At 53.9% G+C, this 23,612-nt stretch carries 17 protein-coding genes and 1 pseudogene; 8 read left to right on the forward strand and 10 right to left on the reverse strand.

Annotated elements, in window-relative coordinates; translation table 11 throughout:
* Nucleotides 1-65: 65 nt before the first annotated feature.
* From GZZ87_RS05850 to GZZ87_RS19740, 4 genes and pseudogenes are all read right to left on the reverse strand, one after another.
* A complete protein-coding gene (locus GZZ87_RS05850) occupies nt 66-986 on the reverse strand; it encodes an Abi family protein (protein ID WP_162025589.1) in 921 nt (306 codons plus the stop codon).
* 199 nt (nt 987-1,185) lie between these two features.
* Nucleotides 1,186-1,866: a DUF2971 domain-containing protein gene (locus tag GZZ87_RS05855; RefSeq protein ID WP_162025590.1), complete on the reverse strand. Its 681-nt coding sequence runs from the start codon at nt 1,864-1,866 to the stop codon at nt 1,186-1,188.
* A gap of 22 nt (nt 1,867-1,888) precedes the next feature.
* Nucleotides 1,889-2,308 carry a hypothetical protein gene (locus GZZ87_RS05860; RefSeq protein ID WP_162025591.1) on the reverse strand — a complete coding sequence of 140 codons (420 nt, stop codon included), beginning with the start codon at nt 2,306-2,308 and terminating at the stop codon, nt 1,889-1,891.
* Between the two features lie 78 nt (nt 2,309-2,386).
* Nucleotides 2,387-2,530: pseudogene (locus tag GZZ87_RS19740) on the reverse strand (anion permease); the annotation flags it as partial.
* 192 nt (nt 2,531-2,722) lie between these two features.
* On the opposite strand from GZZ87_RS19740, the gene GZZ87_RS05870 reads away from it, so the two are divergent.
* The 6 genes from GZZ87_RS05870 to GZZ87_RS05895 all read left to right on the forward strand — a co-directional run bounded on the left by GZZ87_RS05870 (nt 2,723) and on the right by GZZ87_RS05895 (nt 9,615).
* Nucleotides 2,723-4,180, forward strand: a complete 1,458-nt coding sequence (locus tag GZZ87_RS05870; RefSeq protein ID WP_162025593.1) for an efflux transporter outer membrane subunit — start codon at nt 2,723-2,725, stop codon at nt 4,178-4,180.
* 79 nt (nt 4,181-4,259) lie between these two features.
* Entirely contained in the window at nt 4,260-5,573 is a 1,314-nt protein-coding gene (locus GZZ87_RS05875; protein ID WP_162025594.1) for an efflux RND transporter periplasmic adaptor subunit, read from the forward strand.
* Nucleotides 5,570-6,292, forward strand: a complete 723-nt coding sequence (locus GZZ87_RS05880; protein WP_162025595.1) for an ABC transporter ATP-binding protein — start codon at nt 5,570-5,572, stop codon at nt 6,290-6,292. The genes GZZ87_RS05875 and GZZ87_RS05880 overlap by 4 nt, the downstream gene beginning before the upstream one ends.
* A gap of 14 nt (nt 6,293-6,306) precedes the next feature.
* The gene (locus GZZ87_RS05885; protein WP_178106560.1) at nt 6,307-7,521 is read left to right on the forward strand and encodes an ABC transporter permease; all 1,215 of its coding nucleotides are present in this window, start codon (nt 6,307-6,309) and stop codon (nt 7,519-7,521) included.
* Nucleotides 7,522-7,531: 10 nt separating this feature from the next.
* Nucleotides 7,532-8,182 (forward strand): response regulator transcription factor, encoded by a 651-nt coding sequence (locus GZZ87_RS05890; protein ID WP_162025597.1) that lies wholly within the window; start codon nt 7,532-7,534, stop codon nt 8,180-8,182.
* On the forward strand, nt 8,179-9,615 hold the full coding sequence (locus GZZ87_RS05895; RefSeq protein WP_162025598.1) for a HAMP domain-containing sensor histidine kinase: 1,437 nt from the start codon (nt 8,179-8,181) through the stop codon (nt 9,613-9,615). Before GZZ87_RS05890 ends, GZZ87_RS05895 begins: the two co-directional genes overlap by 4 nt.
* A gap of 1 nt (nt 9,616) precedes the next feature.
* On the opposite strand, the gene GZZ87_RS05900 is transcribed toward GZZ87_RS05895, so the two are convergent.
* Nucleotides 9,617-11,029, reverse strand: coding sequence for a DASS family sodium-coupled anion symporter (locus GZZ87_RS05900; RefSeq protein ID WP_162025599.1), 1,413 nt, complete (start codon nt 11,027-11,029; stop codon nt 9,617-9,619).
* A 138-nt stretch (nt 11,030-11,167) separates the two neighbouring features.
* On the opposite strand from GZZ87_RS05900, the gene GZZ87_RS05905 reads away from it, so the two are divergent.
* Complete coding sequence (locus GZZ87_RS05905; protein WP_162025600.1) at nt 11,168-11,488, forward strand: pyrimidine/purine nucleoside phosphorylase; 321 nt, start codon at nt 11,168-11,170, stop codon at nt 11,486-11,488.
* A gap of 164 nt (nt 11,489-11,652) precedes the next feature.
* Nucleotides 11,653-12,219 carry a DNA-3-methyladenine glycosylase I gene (locus GZZ87_RS05910; protein ID WP_162025601.1) on the forward strand — a complete coding sequence of 189 codons (567 nt, stop codon included), beginning with the start codon at nt 11,653-11,655 and terminating at the stop codon, nt 12,217-12,219.
* Here the strand turns inward: GZZ87_RS05910 and GZZ87_RS05915 are convergent.
* The 5 genes from GZZ87_RS05915 to GZZ87_RS05935 form a co-directional block, all read right to left on the reverse strand.
* Nucleotides 12,216-12,788, reverse strand: coding sequence for a hypothetical protein (locus tag GZZ87_RS05915; protein ID WP_162025602.1), 573 nt, complete (start codon nt 12,786-12,788; stop codon nt 12,216-12,218). The genes GZZ87_RS05910 and GZZ87_RS05915 overlap by 4 nt on opposite strands.
* Nucleotides 12,789-13,064: 276 nt before the next feature.
* Nucleotides 13,065-14,621: a DUF1501 domain-containing protein gene (locus GZZ87_RS05920; RefSeq protein WP_162025603.1), complete on the reverse strand. Its 1,557-nt coding sequence runs from the start codon at nt 14,619-14,621 to the stop codon at nt 13,065-13,067.
* Nucleotides 14,622-14,626: 5 nt separating this feature from the next.
* Nucleotides 14,627-20,182, reverse strand: a complete 5,556-nt coding sequence (locus GZZ87_RS05925) for a DUF1800 family protein (protein ID WP_162025604.1) — start codon at nt 20,180-20,182, stop codon at nt 14,627-14,629.
* Between the two features lie 187 nt (nt 20,183-20,369).
* Nucleotides 20,370-20,981 carry a carbonate dehydratase gene (can, locus tag GZZ87_RS05930; protein WP_162025605.1) on the reverse strand — a complete coding sequence of 204 codons (612 nt, stop codon included), beginning with the start codon at nt 20,979-20,981 and terminating at the stop codon, nt 20,370-20,372.
* Between the two features lie 179 nt (nt 20,982-21,160).
* Complete coding sequence (locus tag GZZ87_RS05935) at nt 21,161-23,593, reverse strand: DUF2309 domain-containing protein (RefSeq protein ID WP_162025606.1); 2,433 nt, start codon at nt 23,591-23,593, stop codon at nt 21,161-21,163.
* Between the last annotated feature and the right edge of the window lie 19 nt (nt 23,594-23,612).

The following is a 23,612-nucleotide window of genomic DNA, read 5'->3' on the forward strand; positions in this document are numbered from 1 at the left end:
GGTAGATGAATTTGACTCCCTCTTTGCATCCTATGGGCTGGGTTCTCCGTTTTAAAGATTCCCGATTACATCCAAAATGGATCCTCGATCGAGTTCTTGGTAAAACCCATTGCTACTGGATCAATTTCGGAATACTCGGCTAGCAAAGCTTTTAGCCGCAGACGCCAATGGTTTCCGTGATTCATTATATCGAGCATGCTTACGAGGACGACTGCGTGCCCCTCGAACTTATTCGCATTCTGAATAATTGCTCGTAGGTGAGTCGGCACCAATGGCGTGATCGAAAAAATGCGGTTCCATAAGCGCCCGTGGTGTGCGCAAATGTTACGGATATGGGCTAGTGAGTGCAGCCAGCTTGCAAGCACTTTTGCGCTCACTCCAAACTCCAGTGCAATCTTCGCCTTAAGGGCCGCGTCTCCGATGCCCTTGTAAAGTATGGATAGTGTGCCGAGAGTGAGCACCTCTGTTGTCATCCATGCCGGTGGCAGGTAAGGGGTTCCGTATTTAGTGTAGTAGTGCTCAATAAATGTCTCTGAATGTGTTTGAGGTGAAATTCGGGTTTTAGTTGTTGGATGGAAGGCAACTCCAACAGCTCTTTCCGCTTTCCTGATGAATGCGGCATGATTGAATTTACGGTGAAAATTACTGGCATCCAGATACCAGTGCGGCCCAAATTTCAGGCATGCTTCATTGATCATTCTAGCGCGGATGCCGACTTCGATACGTTCCACGGCATCCGCCACGATCAAACGAAGATGGCGGTCAAATTCATATACCTTTAGGACTGAATCGAGATTCGTATCCTCTTTAAATTGGTTGCGATCCGGTGCTTTTAGAAAGGGATAGCAGTAGCCGCTGAGACGGTAATAGCCGATGTTTAACAGCGCCGCCTCGGCAATTGATTCATCGGGAACCGAAAGCCCCCGGTTCTTTATTTTTTCGATTTGTGTCGGTAAATCGATTGCTGGCTTCGAAAATGTGCTCATGGACTACACTTTAAACGTATGCAAAAAAATACCCACCAAGTTGCGCATCGTAGAGAGGCGTGGCGGGTTTGTTAGTTGAAATGTCATTATTGGTGGATGAAATGTCAAGACATTGTCGGGGGCTTGAAAGTCGGCGGCCGAAGATACTGTGTCGCATTTTCAGTGCGGTTTAGGTAGTAAGTTACGTTTTTCATGTGTTCTAATCCACGAGCACCTTGTATTCTTGGTGGCAGAGTCGCGCTCGCGTGACCGTGGCCTCAAAACCTGACTGCTGGAGTATCCTGCGGACGTAGTCTTCCTCTAATTTACAGTTATAGCCTAGGATGACTTTTCGTAACACGCCTTGAGGCATATCGACGAAATAACTGCCATTGGCGGCATCACATTCCTTAAGATGAAAATGAGCACGCACTTCTTTCTCATAAGCCCAATTGGGGGACTTTATTGAGTATAGCAGTTCAAGGAATCCAAGCCCATAGGTCTTGTCACCGTGTTGATTGGCATCGAATAGAGGTCTCGGTTTATTGTAGTCGATGATCACTCTGCGTTGAAAGACCTCGGGGTCGAATTCCAAGCAAACACCAGTATGTTTCTCTGCATAGTGTGCCCACATGAGGGGCTCTTCAGCAACTTGGCTGAATGATATGAAGCCGGTTTTCGGATGCTGATTATTAATCCAATCTTCAATGCACTCTTCTCGTGTTTTCGCCGCTTTTTCACTATCTTCGAGCCCGGTAATTCCCGGACGCCATTCGAATAGATCATTCATTTCTTTCAGACGGCCAATTCGGAGGTTTTGATTTTCAATCGTGAGCAGTGCGGCTTCTGCTGTGAAATAGCGGTATAAACTGGTGCTTTGATTGGTAGGTGTAGTGCTCATTATTTTTATCTATTGCAGGTTTCTAAGCAGCATGCCCCAAGGCGATAAGGGCTTCGGCGATGGATTGGACTTTCGGGGCGCGGACGCCTTTGAAGTGTTGAGCGACTTGCTCGGCCACGGTTTTTGGCCAAGCTTGTTTGACTGTCTTGGCCTTCGTTGTTGTTACACTGCTTTTGACTTCGAGTTCGTCCTCTTCGGTGCGCTGCTCTGAAGCTTCGAGGGGGTGGTCGTCGGGCCTTAGATCGCGGATACTGCTAGTGGTCGCGGTGCCATCGGGCTGATGAAGCGGCACGGATTTTTCAAAGACGTAGACGTTCTCTGTTTGGTTGGGTTTGGAGCCTTGCGGGCGCTCGATGCAGATGTCACCGCAGAAGGGTTGGAAATTGGCGCGTTCGGAAGCTCCTGTGTCGGCCCACTGTGTAATGAAATCAGTAAACATCATGGTATTTCGAATGATGCTGCGGATCTCATGACTAACGGCAAGAGTATGATGCGTTCTTATTTATGGATATTCCGTCGCCTAAAAAAGAACCCGACTAAGGAAAGTCAGCAGCAGGGCGAAAGTCAGGTTGAGGGCGAGCCCGATGCGCACCATGTCGCGTTGTTGGATCTGGCCTGAGCCGAAGATGATGGCATTGGGTGGTGTGGCGACAGGGAGCATGAATCGCAGGAGGTGGCTAGGGTTCGTGGCAGAATGATTCCGGTAGTCCCATATCGATGGCGAGGGCGACGAAGATGGTCGCGAGTTTGTAAAGCAGAGCGATGTGTTCATCTCTATTTCTGGAAAAATTTAAAACTTCACGATCTCTTAAGGTTCGGTTCTGTAAACTCTGTGGCATCCTCAAAGGAATGCCACATGATACATCTTACTCAAAAACAACTGACACGCTGCGCGAGTCAAAGCGTCATTGCGCTTAGCTTGCTGTGGCTGAGTGCCTGCGCCACCACCTCGTCGATGACCGACACACGTGCCAGCTTCGATGCTAACTTGCCAACGACTTGGCAAAACGACACGAAGCCCACGAGCACATCCGATACCACCGATCTCAGTGAGTGGTGGTCGCGCTTTAACGATCCGCAGATGGAAGTGCTGATTGCGGAGGCGCTTGCCAACAATACCGATAGCCGGATCGCACTGTCTAATATACGAAAAGCGCGCGCCGAGCGTGGCCTAGAAGAAGCCGAGCTCTGGCCGACGCTCTCAGGGCGGACGTCGGCGTCGAGTTCCAATGTGCATGACCGCGACACACATGATTCCAGCAGCTCCCAGAGCTATAGTGCCGGACTGGACGCGAGCTGGGAGGTCGATCTCTTTGGTCAGCAGCAGCAATACTTGAAAGCCTCCGATGCCGAACTCGCTGCGAGTGTGGAAACGTTTTATCAAGTGCAGGTCTCGCTAGCTGCCGAAGTGGCTAACACGTATTTGGATCTCTGTGCATATGAGTCTCGACTCGCCATTGTTCGGGACAGTCTCTCCATGCGCGAAGACACGCTACGCATCACGCAATGGCAAGAGGATGCCGGCGAAGGTGACTCCTTGAGCACACAGCAGTCCATCAGTTCGGTGGAGCAAGCGCGGGCACAAATTCCAGGCTTGGAGCAAAGTGTCGTCGAAACGCGCAATAGTTTGTCCATTCTGACTGGCCGCACGCCGGAGTCGTTTGCCACATTGGCCACGAAGGCTGCGATTTTTCCTCAAACACCTGAGGCGCTTGCGATCGGCATTCCAGCTGATACCTTGCGTCAACGTCCCGATGTTCGCACGGCGGAGTTACAAATCGAGGCGGCCACCGCGAATCTATCGGCCACCGAGCGGAGTCGTCTGCCTTCGCTCAACCTAAGCGGCTCCATTGGGGTCGAAGCGTTGTCTTCGGGCGACTTGCTCGACCCGCAGCGTATTCTTTCAAATATCGCAGCTGGCCTGAGTGCACCGATTTGGGATGCCGGACGTATTAGCCGAAATATCGAAATCCAAAACGAGGTGCTCGTCCAATCTTACCTGAGCTATGAAAGCACGGTGCTCAATGCATTGTCCGAAGTCGAAAATGCGCTCAGTGCGATTCGCAAACGCACCACGCAGCTCGCCACACTGACACGTGCGACCACCGCTGCGCATCAAGCGTCCGAGCTTGCTCAAATGCAATATGAAGTCGGCGAAATCGATTTGCTCACAGTCTTAGAAACGCAACGAACCGAATTGGTCGTTAAGGAAAGTCGTGCCGCGATCGAATCACAGGCACTGCAGGCTCACGTCCAACTTTACAAATCACTGGGTGGCGAATGGTCCACTCCCGGCGAAATTTCACAACTTTGAAGAGAAGTCAGAAGTTAGGAGTTAGAAGCTCAACGTCAGTGCTAACTCATCAATACAACTTTAAACATAATCACACATCATGGAAACCTCACAAAACCCACTCGAACCGGATTTGGCCGAAGCCATACAGGCTGGCAACTCGCAGCATAAATCCAAGAAATTCATTTACCTGTGCATCCTCTGTGTGCTGCTTGGTGCAGGATTTTGGCTTTACCGTAGCATGCAAACCAGCCCCGGTGATGCGCGCCCACAACTCACCACCCAGCCGATTCAGCGCGGCGATATACGTCTCACGATCACTGCCACTGGTAATCTCGAGCCGACTAATGAAGTGTCGGTTGGTAGTGAGCTCTCGGGCACCACGCTTGAAGTGTATGTCGACTCCAACGACCGCGTAGTCAAAGGCCAACAACTCGCACGCCTAGATACCAGCACATTGGAAAATCAACTCAAAGCGAGTCGCGCGGCTCTAGAATCCACTAAAGCCAAAGTGGTCGAAGCGGAGGCCACGCGTAAGGAAGCTGCAGCGACACTGGCTCGCCAAAAGGAGCTCCACCGCGTCAGTGAAGGGCGAATTCCTTCGAACGCCGAACTCGCAACATCCGAGGCCGCTGCCGAACGTGCAAAGTCCGCCGTGTTGAGCGCGCAAGCTGCCGTCGTTGAAGCCGAAGCGCAAATTGAGATCAATGAAAGCGACTTAGCGAAAGGGATTATTCGCTCGCCGACGGATGGTGTTGTGTTGAGCCGTAGCATCGAGCCCGGGCAAACTGTGGCGTCTAGTTTTACGACTCCTGAACTCTTTGTTATCGCAGAGGACCTTACGAGTATGAAGCTCGAAGTCGCCGTGGCAGAAGCCGACATTGGCGGTGTTGCTGCTCAACAATCTGCAAGCTTCAGTGTCGATGCTTGGCCAGATCGGAGCTATCAAGCCACCGTGCTGAAAGTATCCTATGGCTCTGAGGTCACGGACAACGTCGTCACTTACGAGACCGAACTCTCTGTCACGAACAAAGACTTAAGCCTGCGCCCAGGTATGACCGCGACGGCTGATATTGCGGTCGCGCACCATGAGGATGTGCTACTGGTGCCAGTCGCAGCCTTGCGCTTCAATCCCACGCGACCTGATGCTCCCGCTGCCAGCAGCAGCGAAAAGAAATCATTTCTCGACAGTCTGCTGCCAGGGCCACCGCGTCGCTCAGGCGCCAAGAAGGGCGGCCCAAGTTTAGACGCCGATCAATCACCTGTATCCGCCATTTGGATACTAAAAGATGGTCGTCCGGAACGTGTTGAAGTTAAACTCGGCATCAGCGATGGACGTTACACCGAGGTCAGCGCTGATGGACTTGACGAAGGCACCGAAGTCATCCTCAGCGAAAGCACACAAAAATCATGAACGCAGCGCTACAACCACTCATCGAATTAAAACAACTGACCAAAACCTACGGTCAGGGCAGCGCGGCTTTTGAAGCGCTGCGTGGCATCGATCTGAAAATCGGGAAAAGTGAATTTGTTTCTATCATGGGGCCCAGCGGTTCTGGTAAATCGACTTTGATGAATTTACTCGGCTGCTTGGACCAACCCACTACTGGCAGTTATTGCTATGAAGGGATTCCAGTTGAAACACTCGATTCGGTGCAACGCTCATTGCTGCGCCGCTATGCCCTAGGATTTATTTTCCAAGGCTTCAATTTGCTGGCGCGCACCAGTGCCATCGAGAATGTCGAGTTGCCCTTGCTCTATCGCGGCATTAAACGCTCTCAACGTCACGCCATGGCACGTGCAGCTTTGGCGCAAGTGGGCTTGCCGGACAAGGAGCGCAACACGCCGGCAGAGCTGTCCGGTGGACAGCAACAGCGCGTCGCGATCGCACGTGCGATTGTGACGAATCCCAGCACCCTGTTTGCTGACGAACCAACCGGTAACCTCGATTCGCAAACCACTTCCGAAATCATGGACTTACTGACGCGTCTGAATTCAGAACGCGGCATTACTATTCTGATGGTCACTCACGAACCCGATGTCGCTGCCTATGCCAAGCGCACGGTGAGCGTGATTGATGGACTGATCAGCACCGACCATACACACACTTCCACTTCCACTTCCAGCCACTAATTCTTATGTTTGCAATGCTCGGCAACGCTTTCCTTATCGCGATCAGAGAAATCCGGCGCAACCTGACGCGCGCTTTTCTCACGGTGCTCGGTATCATTATCGGTGTGGCGGCGGTCATCACTATGGTTACGCTCGGTGACGGCACCACTCAAGCAGTCAAAAACCAGATTTCCGACCTGGGTAGTAATCTCGTAATGGTGCGCCCAGGCTCTGGCTTTGGCCCTCGGTCACGTTCGGCAGGTGTGCCGAATTTCTCTGAAGCCGATGTCGTTGCGATCGACGAACAGATTGCAGGTATCGCCGCGATTGCGCCCGTGCGTAATACGTCGCTCAGCACCATTTATCGCCAAGAAGCGCGTAGCACTCAAATCACCGGCACCCATGCCTCGTATTTTGAGATTAATAGCTGGACGCTCGCGGAAGGCCGTTTTTTTGACGATTCCGAAGTGCTGCACGCTGATGCGGTTGCGGTGATTGGTAACACTGTGAAAACTGAGCTCTTTGGCTCGGAAGATCCGATTGGACAGAAGATTCGGGTCGGGCGTGCGTCGCTACTCGTTATTGGCCTACTTAAATCCAAGGGGCAAGCGGGTATGGGTGACCAGGACGACACCATTGTCGTGCCCTTGACAACGATGCAACGCCGCCTCGGTGGGCGCGCATCTGGGCGCGACGTCAGCCAAATCAGTATCTCAGCCGATGAGGATTTTGACAGCGACCTTCTCATTAGCGACATCTCCTCGCTCTTGCGCCAACGTCGCAATATTCAGGGTAATCAGGACGACAATTTTAATGTGTTTGATACGCGCCAAATTGCGGAGACGCTGAGTTCTTCCACGCAATTGATGACGACCTTGCTCACCGCCGTGGCTGGAGTGTCACTCTTAGTCGGCGGTATCGGTATCATGAATATCATGTTGGTTTCTGTGACCGAGCGCACGCGGGAGATTGGTATCCGGCTAGCGATCGGTGCCACTGCCCGCGAAGTGCTTTGGCAATTTCTGGTGGAAGCACTGACCTTGTCCTGTGTCGGTGGATTGATCGGGATTGGGCTCGCCTTCGCGTTTTGCAGTTTGCTTGCGCCGATGATTCAAGTGCCTTTTGCTTTTAACCTTCAGATCAATTGCATCGCATTCGTCTTTTCCGCTGTCGTCGGCATTGTCTTTGGGTTTGCGCCCGCACGCCGTGCAGCAAAGCTTGATCCCATCGACGCATTGCGTCATGAGTAGGTAATTCCCCATGCGCGTCCTAATTATAGAAGATGACCCCGGCCTTCGCCGCAGCCTGAGTGCCACCCTCAAGGAGGAAGGCTTCGCGGTCGATCAAGCCGCTGACGGAGAAGAGGGGCTGTATAAAGCCAGCGAAGGGCTTTACGATGCCTTGCTGCTCGATGTGATGATGCCGAAGTTGGATGGCTGGCAAGTGCTGGAGCGACTACGCCCGCAGCACAGTGTGCCCGTGTTGATGTTGACCGCACGCGACAGTATTCCAGATCGTATCAAGGGCCTCAATACAGGTGCGGATGATTATTTAACCAAGCCCTTTGACAGTGATGAACTCGTCGCACGACTGCGCGCGCTGATTCGCCGAACTGCGGGTAAGGCTCAATCAAAAATTGAGATCAAGGGACTCGTGCTCGACACCGCGCGTCGCAGTCTGAGTCGTGACGACTGCGAGATCGAACTCACTGCTCGCGAGTATTCACTCTTTGAATATTTAGCACTGCATCGCGGAGAGGTGGTGAGCCGTAGCTTGCTCTATGAGCGTCTCTTTGATGAGAACGACAATAGCCTTTCCAATCTGCTGGACGTTCACGTTTCCAACCTACGCAAAAAACTCGGCTCCGATAGCATTACCACGCGTCGCGGCCATGGCTACTGTATCGAATGAAACGTCCACTACAATCTATTCGCTGGCGAATTCAGGCCTGGCACGGGCTTATTTTGTTCATCGCCATCGCTGCATTTTGTGTGACCGCGTATCAGCTAGTGTGGCAGAATCAAGTGCGGCGCATTGATCGTGAACTGGATGAGATGGACCGTGACCTAGTGAGGAGTCTCTTTGAACAGGACGAGTCCACGGGCGAGGAAAGCAACTCATCGCAAAGCAAACTACCACGACACGAGTTGCTGTTATTTCAGTTGCAGCAAGGGACGTTTCAATTGCCTGAGCTAGTGACTGCTGAATTTAACCAAGAGGAACCCGGGTATTTTTACTATGCCTTCGCGGACAAAGATGAACTCATTTTGCTACAATCCGACAACGCACCACAGCCGCTGAACTTTTTGCCCTTACCGACTGAGGATGTGACTGCCGAGTTTCGCACGATCGGGAGTTTTCGCGAAAATTTGCATAGTTCTTCGTTTGGTCTGCGCAGTCTTGTTGGGCGCGATATGACGCCTGAATTGGAAGAGATGCAGCGCTTCGCATGGTCGCTGGGTGGCAGTGGGCTTGCTGTTTGGTTGCTCGGTCTGCTGGGGGGATGGTGGCTTGCGGGTAAGGCGATTCAACCGATTCAATCCATTAGTCAGACTGCGACACGGATCGCCGAAGGTAATTTAAACGAACGCATTAGCACCGCCGGTAGTGATAGCGAATTGGATCAACTCAGTCATGTGCTTAATCATACCTTTGATCGATTGAACGCCGCCTTCGAGCAACAACGTCAATTCACTGCTGACGCATCGCATGAGTTGCGAACGCCACTCACTATCTTGTTGTCGGAAAGTCAGCGCATGCGTAAGCGCGGTATGTCCCGCAGTGAAGCGGACTATCAAGAAGCCTTCGACCTCTGCCACGATGCAAGCACCCGTATGCGCGATCTAGTGGAAAGCCTACTCTTGCTGGCGCGTCAGGATAACAACAGTCCCAGTCAAGTGTTTAGCGAGTGCGATCTTCCCGTCCTGATCCGTGACTGCTGCGCGCAGTATCAAACCTTGGCGGAGTCAAAACAGATGCACTTCGCATTCGAACTCGAAACCTGCCAACTTCAGACAGACCCGCAATTATTGAAGATCGTGCTCAATAACTTGATTGGAAATGCCATCGAGCATCATCAAGGGCAGGGGACGGTTACGGTGAAATGCCATTCGGTCGATGAGAAGATCGAGCTGAGCGTCACTGACGATGGGCCTGGCATTGCGGAGGTCGATTTACCACGGATCTTTGATCGCTTTTACCGCGTGGATAAAGTCCGTGGTTCGCAAGACGGACATTCCGGCTTGGGACTCGCATTGGTGAAGGCGATTGTGCAAACGCTGAAGGGGCAGATTCAGGTTCAAAGCCAGCTAGGCCGTGGGAGCACGTTTACGGTTACGCTTTGACTTAGAATAGAACTTTACTGAGTAGCGTTAGCAGCACTGCGAAGGTTAGGTTGAGGGCGAGCCCGATGCGCACCATGTCGCGCTGTTGGATATGTCCTGAGCCGAAGACGATGGCGTTCGGCGGTGTGGCGACTGGGAGCATGAATGCACATGAGGCGGCTAGGGTTAAAGGTAGAATGATTTCGGTGGTCGGTATGCCCATGTCAATGGCGACGGCTGCGAAGATCGGCACGAGTAAGGCGGTGCTGGCTGTGTTGCTGGATAGCTCGGTCAGGAAAATGACGAAGGTGACGATGATGCCTATAAAGAGTAGCGTGGGCCAACCCGCCGTGAGCGCTTGGATTTGATAGGCGAGAAACCCGCTAGCTCCAGTGGTGCCGAGCACTTTGCTCAGTGTGATGCCGCCGCCAAAGAGTAAGAGCACGCCCCAGTTTGTGGTGCGCTCGACATCGCGCCATCGAACGAGTCGGCAAGAGGCGAGGAGCAGGAGTGCGCAGATTGCGACGAGTGTATCAAATGACTTTGCGATGCCGAAGTAAGCGGCGAGCGGTGCACTGAATAACCATGCGCAGATCGCGAGTGCAAAGATGGCTAAGGTCAGGGTGCGGGCGCTGTTGAATTGAAATGCCTGCGCTTCGACTTTGAACGGTGGCACGACTCCAGGTTTTGCAAAGAGGCGTAGTAAGATAAAGAGTGTGGGCAGGAGGACGGCGACGGCTGGTATTCCAATCGCAAGCCACTCGGCAAAGCTGATCTCGAGGTTGGCCGCGGCGATGGCATTAGGCGGCGTGCCGATTAAGGTGCCGATGCCGCCGATACTTGCGGAATACGCAATGCCGAGCAGTAGGTAGGTGGAGCATCGCGCCATGACGGGTGCTCCGCAGGTGGATTTGATGTGCGCCAGTATTCCGAGCGCAACGGGTAGAAGCAGCGCAACGGTTGCCGTGTTGGAGATCCACATGGAGAGCAGCGCGGAAGTCATGAAGAGTGCGATCGCTGTAATGTGAAAACTGCCTCGGCCAATCATTAAAATACGTATGGCGAGCCATTGATCCAGTTTCTGGTAAGAGAGTGCGGCCGCTAATCCGAAGCCTCCGAGGAATAGGAAAATCAAAGGGTGAGCGAATGCGGAGAAACTTTGGGTAACATCGAGTGTTCCTGTGAGTGTGGCCGTCACTGGAATGAGCATGGCAGTGATGGCGAGCGGGAGTGCTTCGCTAAGCCACAGTGTGGCGGCCAGTGCCAGGATCGCCAGTCCGGTGCGCACGGCCTCGGCGTTGTAGGCGTCGGATAGTTCGCCGAGGGGGAGCCATGTGCGAATGCTAAAAAAGAGCAGCCATGCCACGATTATGGTGATGGCTTTTCGCAGTCTGATAGGATCTGCGCTACTGGCGGCTGCTTGGGATGTGCTCATTTCATCTCCCGTTGTTTGGTTCGGTTAATCTATTCCGAAACCAATAGGCTGACAAGTCTGGTTGGATGGTTCTGTGGCTTGAGGCCTTTCTCTAAAATCCGGATTGCAAGTTTCGGAGGATTCGCCATGACCTTTCGCATGTCTGAAAATTTCGAAAACGTCTCTATCATTAAAAAGGCCAATGTTTATTTCGGCGGCCAAGTTACTAGCCGCACGGTAGTGTTTGCGGATGGCTCCAAGAAGACCCTCGGCTTTATGCAGCAGGGTGATTACGAGTTCGGCACCGAAGCGGCGGAGTTGATGGAAATGCTCGGTGGTGAAATGGATGTGAAGCTCGACGGTTCGGATGAGTGGAACACTTACGGCGAGGGCACTTCCTTTAATGTGCCTGGCAACTCCAAGTTTTCGCTGAAGGTGAAAGAAGGCGGCGCAGATTATTGCTGCACGTATCTTAGTTAAAGAACGTCGAACATTGAACGTCCAACGTTGAACTTTGAGTGGTGATTGACTGCCAACGTAGGGGCTTTGCTTCGCGAAGACCGCGCAAAGGCGATACGCACACGAAGTTTCGTGCCGTCTCCTTCGCTCGCGGGTGCCGCAAGCAGCACCCCTACAATTAAATTATGTGCCAACGTTGCCAATGGTCGGTCGGTTCTGAACTCGAGCGTGAGTATCACGATCGCGAGTGGGGCGTGCCGGTTTGGGACGACCATGTGTTGTTTGAGTTTCTGATTCTCGAGGGGGCTCAGGCGGGGCTTAGCTGGGTGACGATTCTGAAGAAGCGTGAGAATTACCGTCGGCTTTACGATGGGTTTGATCCCGCGCTGATTGCACAGTATGATGCTGCTAAGGTCGCTGAACTGTTGGCGGATGCAGGCATCGTGCGGAATCGGCTGAAGGTGGCGGCTTCGATTGGCAATGCGCAGGCGTTCTTACGGATCGTTGAGCGTGAGGGCGGCTTTAGCACGTGGCTGTGGCAGTTCGTGGGCGGGCAACCGATTCAGAATGAGTGGACAGAGTTTTCAGAAGTGCCGGTGAGCACGCCGGAGTCGGATGCGATGAGCAAGGCGCTCAAGAAAGAGGGCTTTAAGTTTGTCGGCACCACGATTTGTTATGCGTTCATGCAGGCGGTGGGGATGGTGAACGACCACACCACGGATTGCTTTCGTCACGCGGAGTTGTGCGACTAAGGGACGCTCGGCTCGACTTGCTTAAGAAAGACGTCGTCAGCGGTCCATAGTTCGTGGTCGGGGCCGGCGGAACGTATGTCCATTTCTTGGCCTGAGAGGGCGTGGAAGAAATAGGGGGTGCCCCATTGATCGATCAGCTCGTTACCGCGTAGTGCGGGGCTGTCGGGTGCGATGAAGATGATTTTCTTTGGGTTCTTGCCTAGCAATTGCTCGGTGATCTCAAAGTTTTCGACGCCAACAGGGTTTTCTTTGTAGGCGAATCGGTAGTGGGTGAGTAGCTGCTCGATATGAATGAGCGCTTCGTGCGGCGGTGTGTCGGCGGTAATGGCACGGCTGGTTGCTAGTGCGGGCTTATAGTGCACGTGACCGTCGGGCAGTCGTGTGAGGCGTGGGTCGGGCTTTGTGGGTGCGGCAGTGCTGCTGGAGTCGATGTGACTTTGTTGCGGTGCGTCTGCGTTGGCGGGCTCAGTGGATGAGGGAGTCGTCTCTTTGACCGCCGCGATGTCGACGATCAGCATGAGCATGGCGAGCGCGATGAGCGTGATGGGGATAATCCAGAGTTTTTTCATCTGTGAGTTTGGTGGATTCTGACTGATGCTCGGCTGTTTTTAGTCCGTAGTGTAGAACGTAGCAGGCTTAATGATGCTTAACCACTCTGATGTGTTCTTAAGAAGACTCGGGCTCTGTATTTTTAATATTCAGTGCACTGAGTTAAGCGTAAATTAAGCGTGGTTAAGCGGATCCGCGCAGCGGCTCTGGGATAATTTTGAGTCTGATTGATCTATTGCGCAATGGAACGTTTGCGGGGGTGCTGGAGGACAGACAGAAATGTCTGTATCACATTCTTATAAAAAACCGAGGTTTGCGGTTCCACTTATATCAAAGGGGTCTTGGAAGCGATCTAGGTTGGGGAAGATGGTTTGCATCTCGCTGCTGTTGGCTGGCACGCCAAACCAGTTGGCGAGGACTGCGGCGAATTGATCCACTGAGGTGGTGGGGATCCAGCGACCGCGTGAACCGCTTGGCACGTCGTCGCTGCCGCCGACGGCGAGTGTGGGATAGGTGCCATAGAAGTTGCCACCGTTGACTGCGCCGCCGAATACAAAGGAGTGCGAGCCCCAGGCGTGGTCGGTTCCGGCTGAGTCGACGTTGGTGCCGTTGGGCGTCCAAGTGCGGTTGAAGTCGGAGGCTTGGAAGGTGGTCACTTTATCGTAAGCAAAGTCGGTATCTTTGCTGTCGAGCTCTTTCATCGCGGCATTGAATGCACCGATGGCATGATCGAGTTGCTCGAGTAGGTTGGGGAGATCGTCGTTTATGTCGGCATGGTTATCAAAGCCGCCGAGATCGACGAAGAAGATCTGGCGATTGTTACCAAGGCATTCGCGGCCTGCGATGAGACGAGCGACGGCTTTGAGCTCTTCGGCGACACCGCCTGTGGCTTCGTAATCGGTCCAGATGGCATCGAAATCGATGCCTAGGTTGGCTTCGATTTGCATGGCTTCACTGATGATCGCTTCATTAGCGCGGGCACTGCGCACAACTTCGGTGTAGCCTTCTTCGATGATGTGCGCGTGGCTGTATTGCATGATTTGCTCTAGCGCTTTAAGACGTTCGCCGGTGGCGTTTGCGTTATACGTTCCGTTGGTGGCATTGATGGCGCTGGAATAGTTGGTGCCAAATCCTGTAAGGCTGATCGAGCCTGAGGAGGTCACGGTATATTGGTTGAGCGCGCCGCCATTCATAAACTGGTTGGTGCCAGCGGCGGTGATCATCATGGAGGTCTGGCTATTGACGTTCCACGTGTCGTTATAGAGATCGGCGACGCGTGCGCCCCAACCTGAGGTGTATGGCTTGTCGGCGATGGAGGACATCCATTGCGTGACTTGGTCGGAATGCGAAAAGAGCTGCTTGGGCAGGCTGCTGGTGCTGTAGCCGTTTTGAGTGGTAGGTTCGGAGAGGGTGCCGACATTGGTGACGAAGCCGGCTTCACTGGCCTCGAACATCTCGGCGAGATTGCCGAGCCTAGGGTGGAGTCCGAATTGATCTTGGCCAGGGACTGCGATGGGTAGAGTGGCGTCCTCGCCTGCAGGATTGTAGGTCGGGTGGACGATGCCGTTGGGAACGGCGACGGCACCACGGTCACTGGCGTAGGCGGCAGCTTGGGGGTTGGTGCCGCGTGGGATGAGGACATTGTTGGTATCGCAGCCGCCACGCAGGAAAATACAGACGAGTGCTTTATAGTCGGAGCCGACGAGCGCAGAGCCACCGAGTGAGCTGGCTGCGGCGGAGTTGACGAGTGAGAGCTGGGCGATGGTGTTGACCAAGGGGCCAATCGTCATCGCGCCACAGGTGCCAGCTTTGAGAAATTGGCGGCGGGAGATTTTTTTGAGGAGCTTAGACATGACGCTTATTTCTTGATTTGATACTCTGGCGAGAAGGTGAGGAGGTAGAGCGCATCGGCAAATTTGTAGAGACGATCAGTTTCATCGTTGGAGCCGTCGAAGGGGTCGCCGTATCCGTTGGTGATGGCATCAATGATGAGTTCGCGCGGGTTCTTTAAGGTTTCGTCGACGCCGTAAATGTTGGGGTCGTCGTTATCGGAGGTGTCGTAAGGATAGCGCAGTTTGAAGAAGCCGTAGGTGAGGCGACGGTCGAGTTCGTCGACCAGTGCTTCGTCGGCGAGGGACTCGCTGCTGCGACCGCGAGGGACGCTTCGCATTTGTGCACGCGTGCCGTATGAGCCGCTGATCAAGCTGATGACATTAGCGGAATTAGCGTCTAAGGTTTCGCGTATCATGACTCCGGCTTTCGCCCATGGGTTGGTCAGCACTAGGCTATCGACGCGCGCGATGATTTCGCCATCGCCGTCGAGTTGCTGGTAGGCGTAGTGGAATTCATCGGCGGAGTTCCAGATATCATTGCCAGAGGCTTCGAGTGTGAAGGCGGTTTCGCTGTTTGCTACGGTCGATCCCTCGGCTGCGACGTTGCCGATGTCGGAGTGATACCATGTGCCTTCGCCGCTGGTGATGGAGACGTTGCTAAATTCGGCAGTGGTGAGGATGCCATCGTCATGGCTGGTGAGCGCTAGCCCGATATAGACTTCGGAGGCCATGGGGAGCACTTGGGTTGCAATTTCGGTCCAAGTCACACCGTCTACTGATTCGCTGGCAATGAAGACATCGCCTGTGCGGTTGAGGCGCACCCAGTGTGGCGCCTCGGCTGAGTATGTTCCAGTGAATCCATCAGTCAGACCATTGCCTTCTAGCGTGAGTTCTGAAGTGGGTTCGGTGGCTGGGTAAAATGCGTCGGCTAGAGCTTGGCGGTCGAGTCGTTGGTAGTCGTGGCGGTCGGCATCGACTGAGTTGAAGGCGAGCTCTTGGTTAGTGTCAGTGCCACCGAGTTCGTCTCCGCCTGGGCCTTGGCTGTAGCGGATGATGTATTCGAAATAGTTAATGTTACGGATCACGTCTGGCTCGTTGGCGAGCTGAAGTTCGGGTGCAACCATACCCGCGGCGCCGACTGCTCCGCCTGGAGAGAAATCAGGTAGGTAAAAGTTGAATACAGTCTCTTGGGTGAATGGATCCATTTGCAGCCCACGTGTGCCGCTGGTGAATGTAGAGCCAGGAGCGAAGCGCACGTTGCGCTCAAAGTTGGCGAGTTGAGCGCTGGGGTATTTGAAGTTTTCGAGGTAGATGTCTGGGTTGCTGTAATCGCCTGCAGCGACATCGTAGGGCGCAGCACCTTCGGGATTGGTGAGTGGCAAATAGGTGTGAGCTTGAAGCGTGCGTAGTAATTGTAGATAGCCTTCGAGGGGCGACTTCTTCATGCCGAAGCGAGTATCGTTGAGATTGATGTTACGCGCTTCAGGATCGAGGAGTATCGCTTTCAGCGTGAGTGCGAGGTTGCCCTCTGAATTTTTAAAGACGGTCGCGACGCGGTGTAGGTAATCCTGTGACGGATTGGAGGTGGTAAAGCGTTGGATGAGACGGCGCGAGATGAACGCAGGTGTGCTGACGTGGCTATGCACCATATCAAAATCCGGTTGTCCATCTCCTGGGGTGCCCGCGAGCCAGTCGATGGCCGCCTCGATGTCGGCGATGCCTTGCAGCTCAGGATCGGTGATGTCGGAGTGATCAATCGTGGTGCCGGCAAAGCTTTTCGAACCTAAGCTGTGGTAGTCCCCAAACATTTTCATGGGGTAGAGATAAGAGCGGGAGAGTTGTCCTGAAGTATTTTGTGACGCGGAGAAGCTTGTATCGCTTGGGGCGTAAGGCACTCCGCCCCAAGCCGGAGTGCTGGTCGTGCTGGCGTATTGGCTAAAGCTTTGGCCGGTCAAGATTTTTGCAAATTCACGGATGTCGTCGTTGGTATATGTCGAACTTGGTAGCCCTTCGGGAGTCAGCTTGAGGGTGCCGTCGCTCCAGATGTTAAAGAGGCCGATCGAGAAGAGCTGCATGTTTTCGCGCGCCAAGTTTTCGTCGGGGTAGGCGTCGAAGAGTCCGTCGCCATCAAAGTCGATAGCTTTTTGGTTTTGCAGGCTAGAGAGCCATTTGCCCATGACTGGACTCCAGTTGACGTAGCCAAGCACGTCGCGGTAGTAACCGAAGGCATGGGTGTTGAGCATGTCTTGATAGTTGGATGCGGCATAAGCGTTTTGTGAGATAGAAGTGCTGCTGGCGCTTACTACGACGATCTGCTGGAGGGCGTAGCCCATCTTTTGGCGTAGTTGGTCGCGTGCGTTGAGCATTGTTTGCCAGTGTGCATTGCGCCGTTCGGCGTTCCCTGTGGTGGTGCCGATACTGAGGTTGTTATTGTCGCCGAGGTTGAGTTGTGCGTGGGTGACCGGATACTTCGCGCTTAGATACCAGTGCTCGGGGTTGGAGCTGCTGCGGTCGATGGAGGGCCAAGTCGGGCGGGACGGAGTCGCGGTGGTGCCGTCGGTGGGGTTGCGGCTTGCGTCGAATAAGCCCGCGAGTGTCATGCGCTGGAAGACTGCGGCGAGTGTGAAGTCTAGTAGATAAGTCTGCGGAGTGTTAGCCGTGGTCATCTGCGTATCGATCCAGTCGGAGTAGGCTTCGTTCCGGTGGTAGGCTGGGTTACTGAGGCGCTGGTTTTCGATCTGAGCTACGAAGGCGGCGACTTCGCTATCGGTGGCGCCGAAGGTGGCTTGGTTGAGGAAGCGGCGCACTTCGGATTCGAGTAGGTCACCGGTGAGTTGTGGGAATTCGCCGGAGCCCGTAGCGGCTGCTGCGGGCGCGTCGCCGGGGTCAGTGGCTGAGCCACCGGAGAGGTTGAGGAAGGCCCAGATCTCGCCGGCAGGGTTGTCGACGGTGTGAACGTTGAGGTAGAGCGGTGTCTCGTTGTTTTGCCCGAAGAGCGAGTCAATGATGACTTGTTTGCTCGCGGGGCCGCCTGCGGTAGGCACTGCGCCCGAGGAGTCGGTGAGATCCCAGAGGTAGTTGGTGAGTGGGCCGTTGAGTGGATCGCTTTCGTCATCGCCGGGTGTTTCAGTGATGGCGTAGATGATATTGCCAGCGGTGTTACCTGCATTGGCTTTGTGCACGTGGGAGTCTTGCTGTGCGGAGGTCAGGCCTGAGAATTCATCCCATAGGCGAATCTCTGTGCGGGGGCCATTAATAGTGGCCGTAGCGTATCCGGAGCCGCTGGTCGGGACCACGGCTTTGCCATCTTGGCTGAAGCTGCCGGTAAAGATGGTGATGTTGTCTGGACTATCGGGGAGGTCGAAGATTTGGATGGAGGCGCCGTTGAGGAGTTCTGATACATCGTAGCGCGCATCGTCGGCTTCTTTGATGGCGATGTTCACGGATTCGGGGTATTCGTTGAGGGTGTCGTCGACCGGGGTGAGGGTGAGGACCTTTTTGATTTCACCAAAGGCGAAGTGAACGGTGTCGGTGACGATGGTGCCGTCTTCGTCGGTTAGAATATAATCTTCGGGCTCGGCTTCTTCATCGCCCGCACTACCGATCAGCATGCAGCAGGTGCCGTCGCAGAGGGTGGTGCTGGTGCCTGCTTCGAGCGGGGGAAAGCACAGATCGACTATGAGTGGTTCAAGCGTGCCCGCGCGGGTGATGGTGATCTCGCCATTGTCGGGGGTGGTGTTTGGGTAGTTGCTTTCGAACGCAGCGCCGTCACTGCCGTAGAGGGTGATTTCTGGTTTGCCTTGCGATTGTGCGAGTAGGAGTGCGAGGGCGTCTGCATCGGGCAGGCCGTCTTGGGTTTCGGCGTCGAAGGGTAGAAATGGGTAGTAAGGCGCTAGGGCGAGCTCTTCCCAGTCGGGGATGCCGTCGTTGTCTTGGTCTTGTTCTTTGATTTCGAGTTCGAAGAAGTTGGGCGTGTCGCCATTGCCGAAGTCGGTTTGGTTGGAGATGAGGTAGCCGTTGCCTGCGATGAGTCCGTTAGTGAATTCCCAGTCGTCGAAGACGATGTTGGGATTGTTTAAATAGGGGAGGCGTAAGCTGCTGAATTTTTCGACAACGGCTCCGTCTCGATATACTAGGCCAGTGTGGGCACCGACGAGATTCCCTGTGAGATCGGTTACATATAGGTCGAAGGTGTCTTCCGCGACGGTGTGAGTCTCGTTGGGCGTTTTATATTCAAAGCCGCCGACGGCGAGCGAAGCGATGAGTTCGATGCGGTAGGTTTTTTCGAAGTTGATGTCGATTTGGACATCGGAACCGCCAGATCCACCTGCGCGCACGGCGGCGCCGGTGCTGTTGGAGGTGCTGTCTTCGATGTCGATGCGCGGACCTTCCTGGCTACTATCCGTGCCATTCATAAAGAACATGTATGTGTCCTGTTGGCCGCTGCTCATGTTAAAGAGCCATGTGGCGTAGAAGTGCTCGCTGCTGCCGGGGTCGAAGTAAATGCGTTCCAGCGTGCTACTAGTGCCGACGTCGCCAGTGATCTGCTCGGCGTTGCCCGTCATGCCGATGATGTCGGTGACGATTGCGGTGTTGTCAGGCCATTGTGCGCCCGTTTGACCGTCACTGTCGTAGTCGTGCTGCAGGAGTATGTTCTGTGGGCCGAGTTGATTGTGGAAAAAGACCTGAGCCAGAGCATCGCGATCGAGCTGTTGGATGCCGTCGATACTAGGACCGGACCACGCGATTTCCGCATACTGCTGCGGCACATTGGCGACGTAGTGTAGTTCAAGCGCGTAGCGTGTGTCGGCTGAGAGTTCGAGTAATGTGGAACGCTGGGTGGCGTAGGTGTCCCATTCGCCACTGGATAGATCGGTTTGCGTGGGAAGGATTTCGGCGATTTTGACCGGAGCGCTGCTACTCGTGGTATCGTGCAAGTAGAGTTCGGCAGGGCCGCCGGCGGAGAGGAAAAGGGTATAGCTGCCAGACTCGGGTGGAGTGATCCAGCAGCTCAGGCGTGCGCCGTAGCCGCTCGCGAGAAAGTCGGGTGCTTCGGGTGCTGGGTGGTTGCTACTGCCGTCGGGGGCGGAGGGAAAGGTGTTGAGCGCGTGGAGCTCTTCAATGGTGGTGCCCGCGAAGTTGGCCCAGTAATCGATGCGTATGGGACTGAGCGTTGCTGCAATGCCATCGGTGCCAATATGGAGGGGGCGTTCGGTGTTATCGCCCAGCCAGCCCTTGCTGATCGGGGTGAAGTCGTTGAGGTCTGGAGAGTGAGTGACGCTGTAGTGCTTGCCGCTGAGGGTTTGAAAGCGGAGCTCAATCTGATCCGGATCATTCTGAGTGGTGGAGGGGAGCAGTCTCGGGAGATCGGAGGCGTCTTCCGGATCGGTGCCGACGATGCACTCTTCGACATTGGTAAAGCCGTCGCCGTCGTCGTCATTGAGCAGTTGCAGGGCACTGGCATTGAAGCGCTGTTCCCAGACATCGCTGAGGCCGTTGCTGTTCTGATCCACGGCGATGGCCGCTGTGCTTAGCAGGTATAGGGGAAGGGCGAAGAGGGTAACTGTCCAGAGGTGCGACATAAGGCTATTAGCATGTCGCTAAGGTCCTATAAGTCAAAGTGATAGGGCTCCGTTTGATCGCGTAGAGGATCACTAGTGCAAAAGCTTTATTCGTCAACGAGAGTGTGCGCGTGATCCGCGCATGGACGCAACGCAGCTTCATTCATCCTAGATTTGTCTGTGAACTAAGTTCAGGGCAGCGATGTCGCTACTGTAATTGTTCGGTGCAGTGGTCAATGGGGTCTTGTAGATCGCAAATATGTCCGTCTTTGAGGCTATAGATCCAGCTATGGATTTCCAGCTTCTGCCCCCTGTTCCATGCCTCTTGTATCACAGTGGTGCGGCCTAGGTTGTTGGCTTGTTGGATGACATTGAGTTCACAGAGGCGATCCAAGCGCGCTTCATAGTCGAGTGCTTTTAAATGACTCCAATTGATGACTGCGATATCCTCGATGTGGCGCAGCCAATTATCGACGAGTCCGTTGGGCTGAGAGTTGATCGCTGCGCGGACGCCGCCACAGCCGTAGTGACCGCAAACAATGACATGTTGAACTTTGAGTATTTCGACCGCGTATTGCAGCACGGAGAGCATATTAAGATCTGAGTGCACGACAAGGTTCGCGATGTTACGGTGCACGAAGAGCTCTCCTGGTGCGAGACCTGTGATCTGGTTGGCGGGCACGCGACTATCGGCACAGCCGATCCATAGGTGTTTGGGGCTTTGAATCTCTGCTAGTTCCGCGAAGAAGTTAGGCTTTTCAGCTCTAACTTTTGCAGCCCATTTTCGGTTGTTTTCTATAAGGTTAGGTAGGGTTTTCATTCAGGGATTTTTATCGTTTGTGCTGCGATGTCGAGTTAGTTGATTGATCGAAATCTATAAATAGGGGGCGTCCTTTTGCTCATGTGACTTTGCGAGTGTTAGGCGTTGTTAGGCTACGAAGTTCGCGCCGGTCCGAATACTCTGTTTTAATTCGCTTTTCGATCACTAGCAATCGCGCCTTACGCCTGTGCCCTCCATTCGCCGTTTGGCATACGGCGGAGCCATTGCTGACCATTGGCTCCCAGTGAGATTAAATGGATCCAGCCGTTTTCGACTAGATGGCGCACGTGCTCTTGTCTGGACAAGATCGAATCGAGCACCTCGGTGTCGGCTGCGATGCAGGCATGTAGCCTAAGCGGTTCATGGATCAATTTCTCTCCGTCGTGCACCGACTGAAAGGGGAGCCCCGGCCGTAAATCATTTTCGTTGCCGAGTGCGACTCCCACGCCACCAACCACATTGTGGATCGCTTTGTGGCCACTACCGAAGTGATGGTTGTCGGTCGCGGAACCGTAGTATTGTAGGTTGATCCAACTACCGACCACGAGTGGTCCGCCGATGACTGCCTCAAGCACGGCGGCTTCGGGGTCGGCTGTGGCGTTGTATTCGTGCAGGAAGGCACGGCTGCCAAGATTCGATGCACGTGTCCATTCGCGCGGTGCGACGATAAAGGCGGCGTTGCCTGCTAAGCCCCACTCGGGGCGCACTTGTGACCAGTCGAGACTTCTGGAGCGAACCGCTTCGACGATATCTGATTGATCCTTAGCATTGCCGAGCAGCACTGATCTTTCGAGTGCAGTGATACCTCCGGCAGTTTCGAGTGATTCTTGAAGCTCTCCAATGAGTGATGCATCCACCGGATCGGTTTCGTAGAGCGTGACTTGGTCAGTCGTAGTGTTGTGTAGCCCGCCGATGAAAGTGGTGTCTTTGGGGATTTCAATGCCACGCGCCTGTAGCTCAGAGCGCACATCCTGCTGGTTGAGCAAAGCGGCTGCGAGGCGCGCATTGGCGTCACCTGCGTGGCCACCGCAGGCGCCACAATCGAGTCCGGAAGCAAATGGATTGTTCTTTGTCTGGCTACCGTGCCCGCAGAAAAGAACGATCTTGGCAAAGTTCTCCTTCAGGCCGAGTCCGTTGAGGATACCCATAGCCATATCGGCACGTGCGGCTGTGGGCATTGCTTCCAGAAAGGCCGGAGCTGATGCCGATTTGTGCTTCGACTTATCGATAGCAAAGGCATCGCAAATGATTTTATAGGCGTAGCTCAAGCCGATCGTCTCCACGAAGGTGAAGCATGATGCCGCGGCTTCCTTAAAACGTTTCCAGCTGCGTTCGTTTTCGCGCTCGATAACGCGTTCGAAACGAAGTTCATCATATTGAACCGCCTCAATGCCTGAAAGGCCTTCTGCAGTCTTTACCGGTGGTGCCAGTAGCACAGGGCAGCGCGCCTGTGAGCCGCCAATGCCAGGGATGCTGTGATCGATCGGCAGGCCGAAGAAGCCGGCAAATCCGATTGTCTGAATATTCAGCTTAGTTGATTCAAGTGCACGGCGAAAGACCTCGGACCGAACATCGATACAAAATACCGCTTGCACATCGGGACGCTCATTCGATTTCGCTTCAGCGGTAATCTGTGTGCGTAGCGTTTGCTCAAAAGCGTTCTCTAGGGCTGACTGCCAAATGAGGCGCTCGGCGAGTGCCAATGGAATTGCATCGTCAGATAAATCTTCAGGCTGCACCTCAAGGTTACGCTTCCAGCCTTCAATGCATTCGCTTTCTCCTAGATGCAATTCGTAGAGCGCAACTTCGTAGTTTAACAAGATCGCCAAGAGTTGCACGACTAAGTCGCCCTCGCTATTACGGATTTCGTGCTCACGGTCTTTATACCGTAAGTGACCCGACCAGCCAGGTAGGGTGAGCAAGATACGGTAGAGGAACTCTTCGATTTTCTCCTCAGGCATACTCAATTTCGAGACAGCCTCTTCGATTGCGACTTCTGGATCGTCGGAAAAGGACTTTACCTTGGCGCGGAACCCTTTCAATCCGTTGAGTTCAGGATTGCGGTCAATCAGCGCGGCTTCTTTCCACCCTGCATAGAGGCTGAGATTCTTCCATGGAAACTTCCATGAGGATTGCCCTTCGTCATCATAGGCCGCGCACCACTTTGCCGCCTCTTCGCGAATCACGTATTGCCATGGCGTGCCTAGGCGGGAGTCCAGATATACACTGAAAGAGCAGGTTTGGTAGTGTTCCGCTTGGTCGACATGTGGTGTGTTTAGCCGATCTACGAGATGGTCGACTGTGAGTGTTGCTTCAAACGATTTGAAGCTCTGTAGCACTTCAGGCGATGCGTTCGCAATGCCTGCTTGCAGATCCTTAAGGCTGATCTTTCCCGCTTCGTAGTGCGCTTTAAACCATTCGCGTGGCAATACTGTATCGGCATCTTGAATACGTTTAAAAGCAGTTGCCGTTTTTGCGAAACTTTGATCTGCGTATCCTAAAAATGGATTGACCGCCACGAAGTGTGACAAAGGCCAGAGTGGTGCGATCTTCTTACATGCCCTTGAAATATGTGAATGCAGATCCATGGCTTTTTCTGGTGCTTGGTTCATATTAAATCCGATTGTTATA

This window comes from Lentimonas sp. CC4 (assembly GCF_902728235.1).
Classification (GTDB): Bacteria; Verrucomicrobiota; Verrucomicrobiia; order Opitutales; family Coraliomargaritaceae; genus Lentimonas.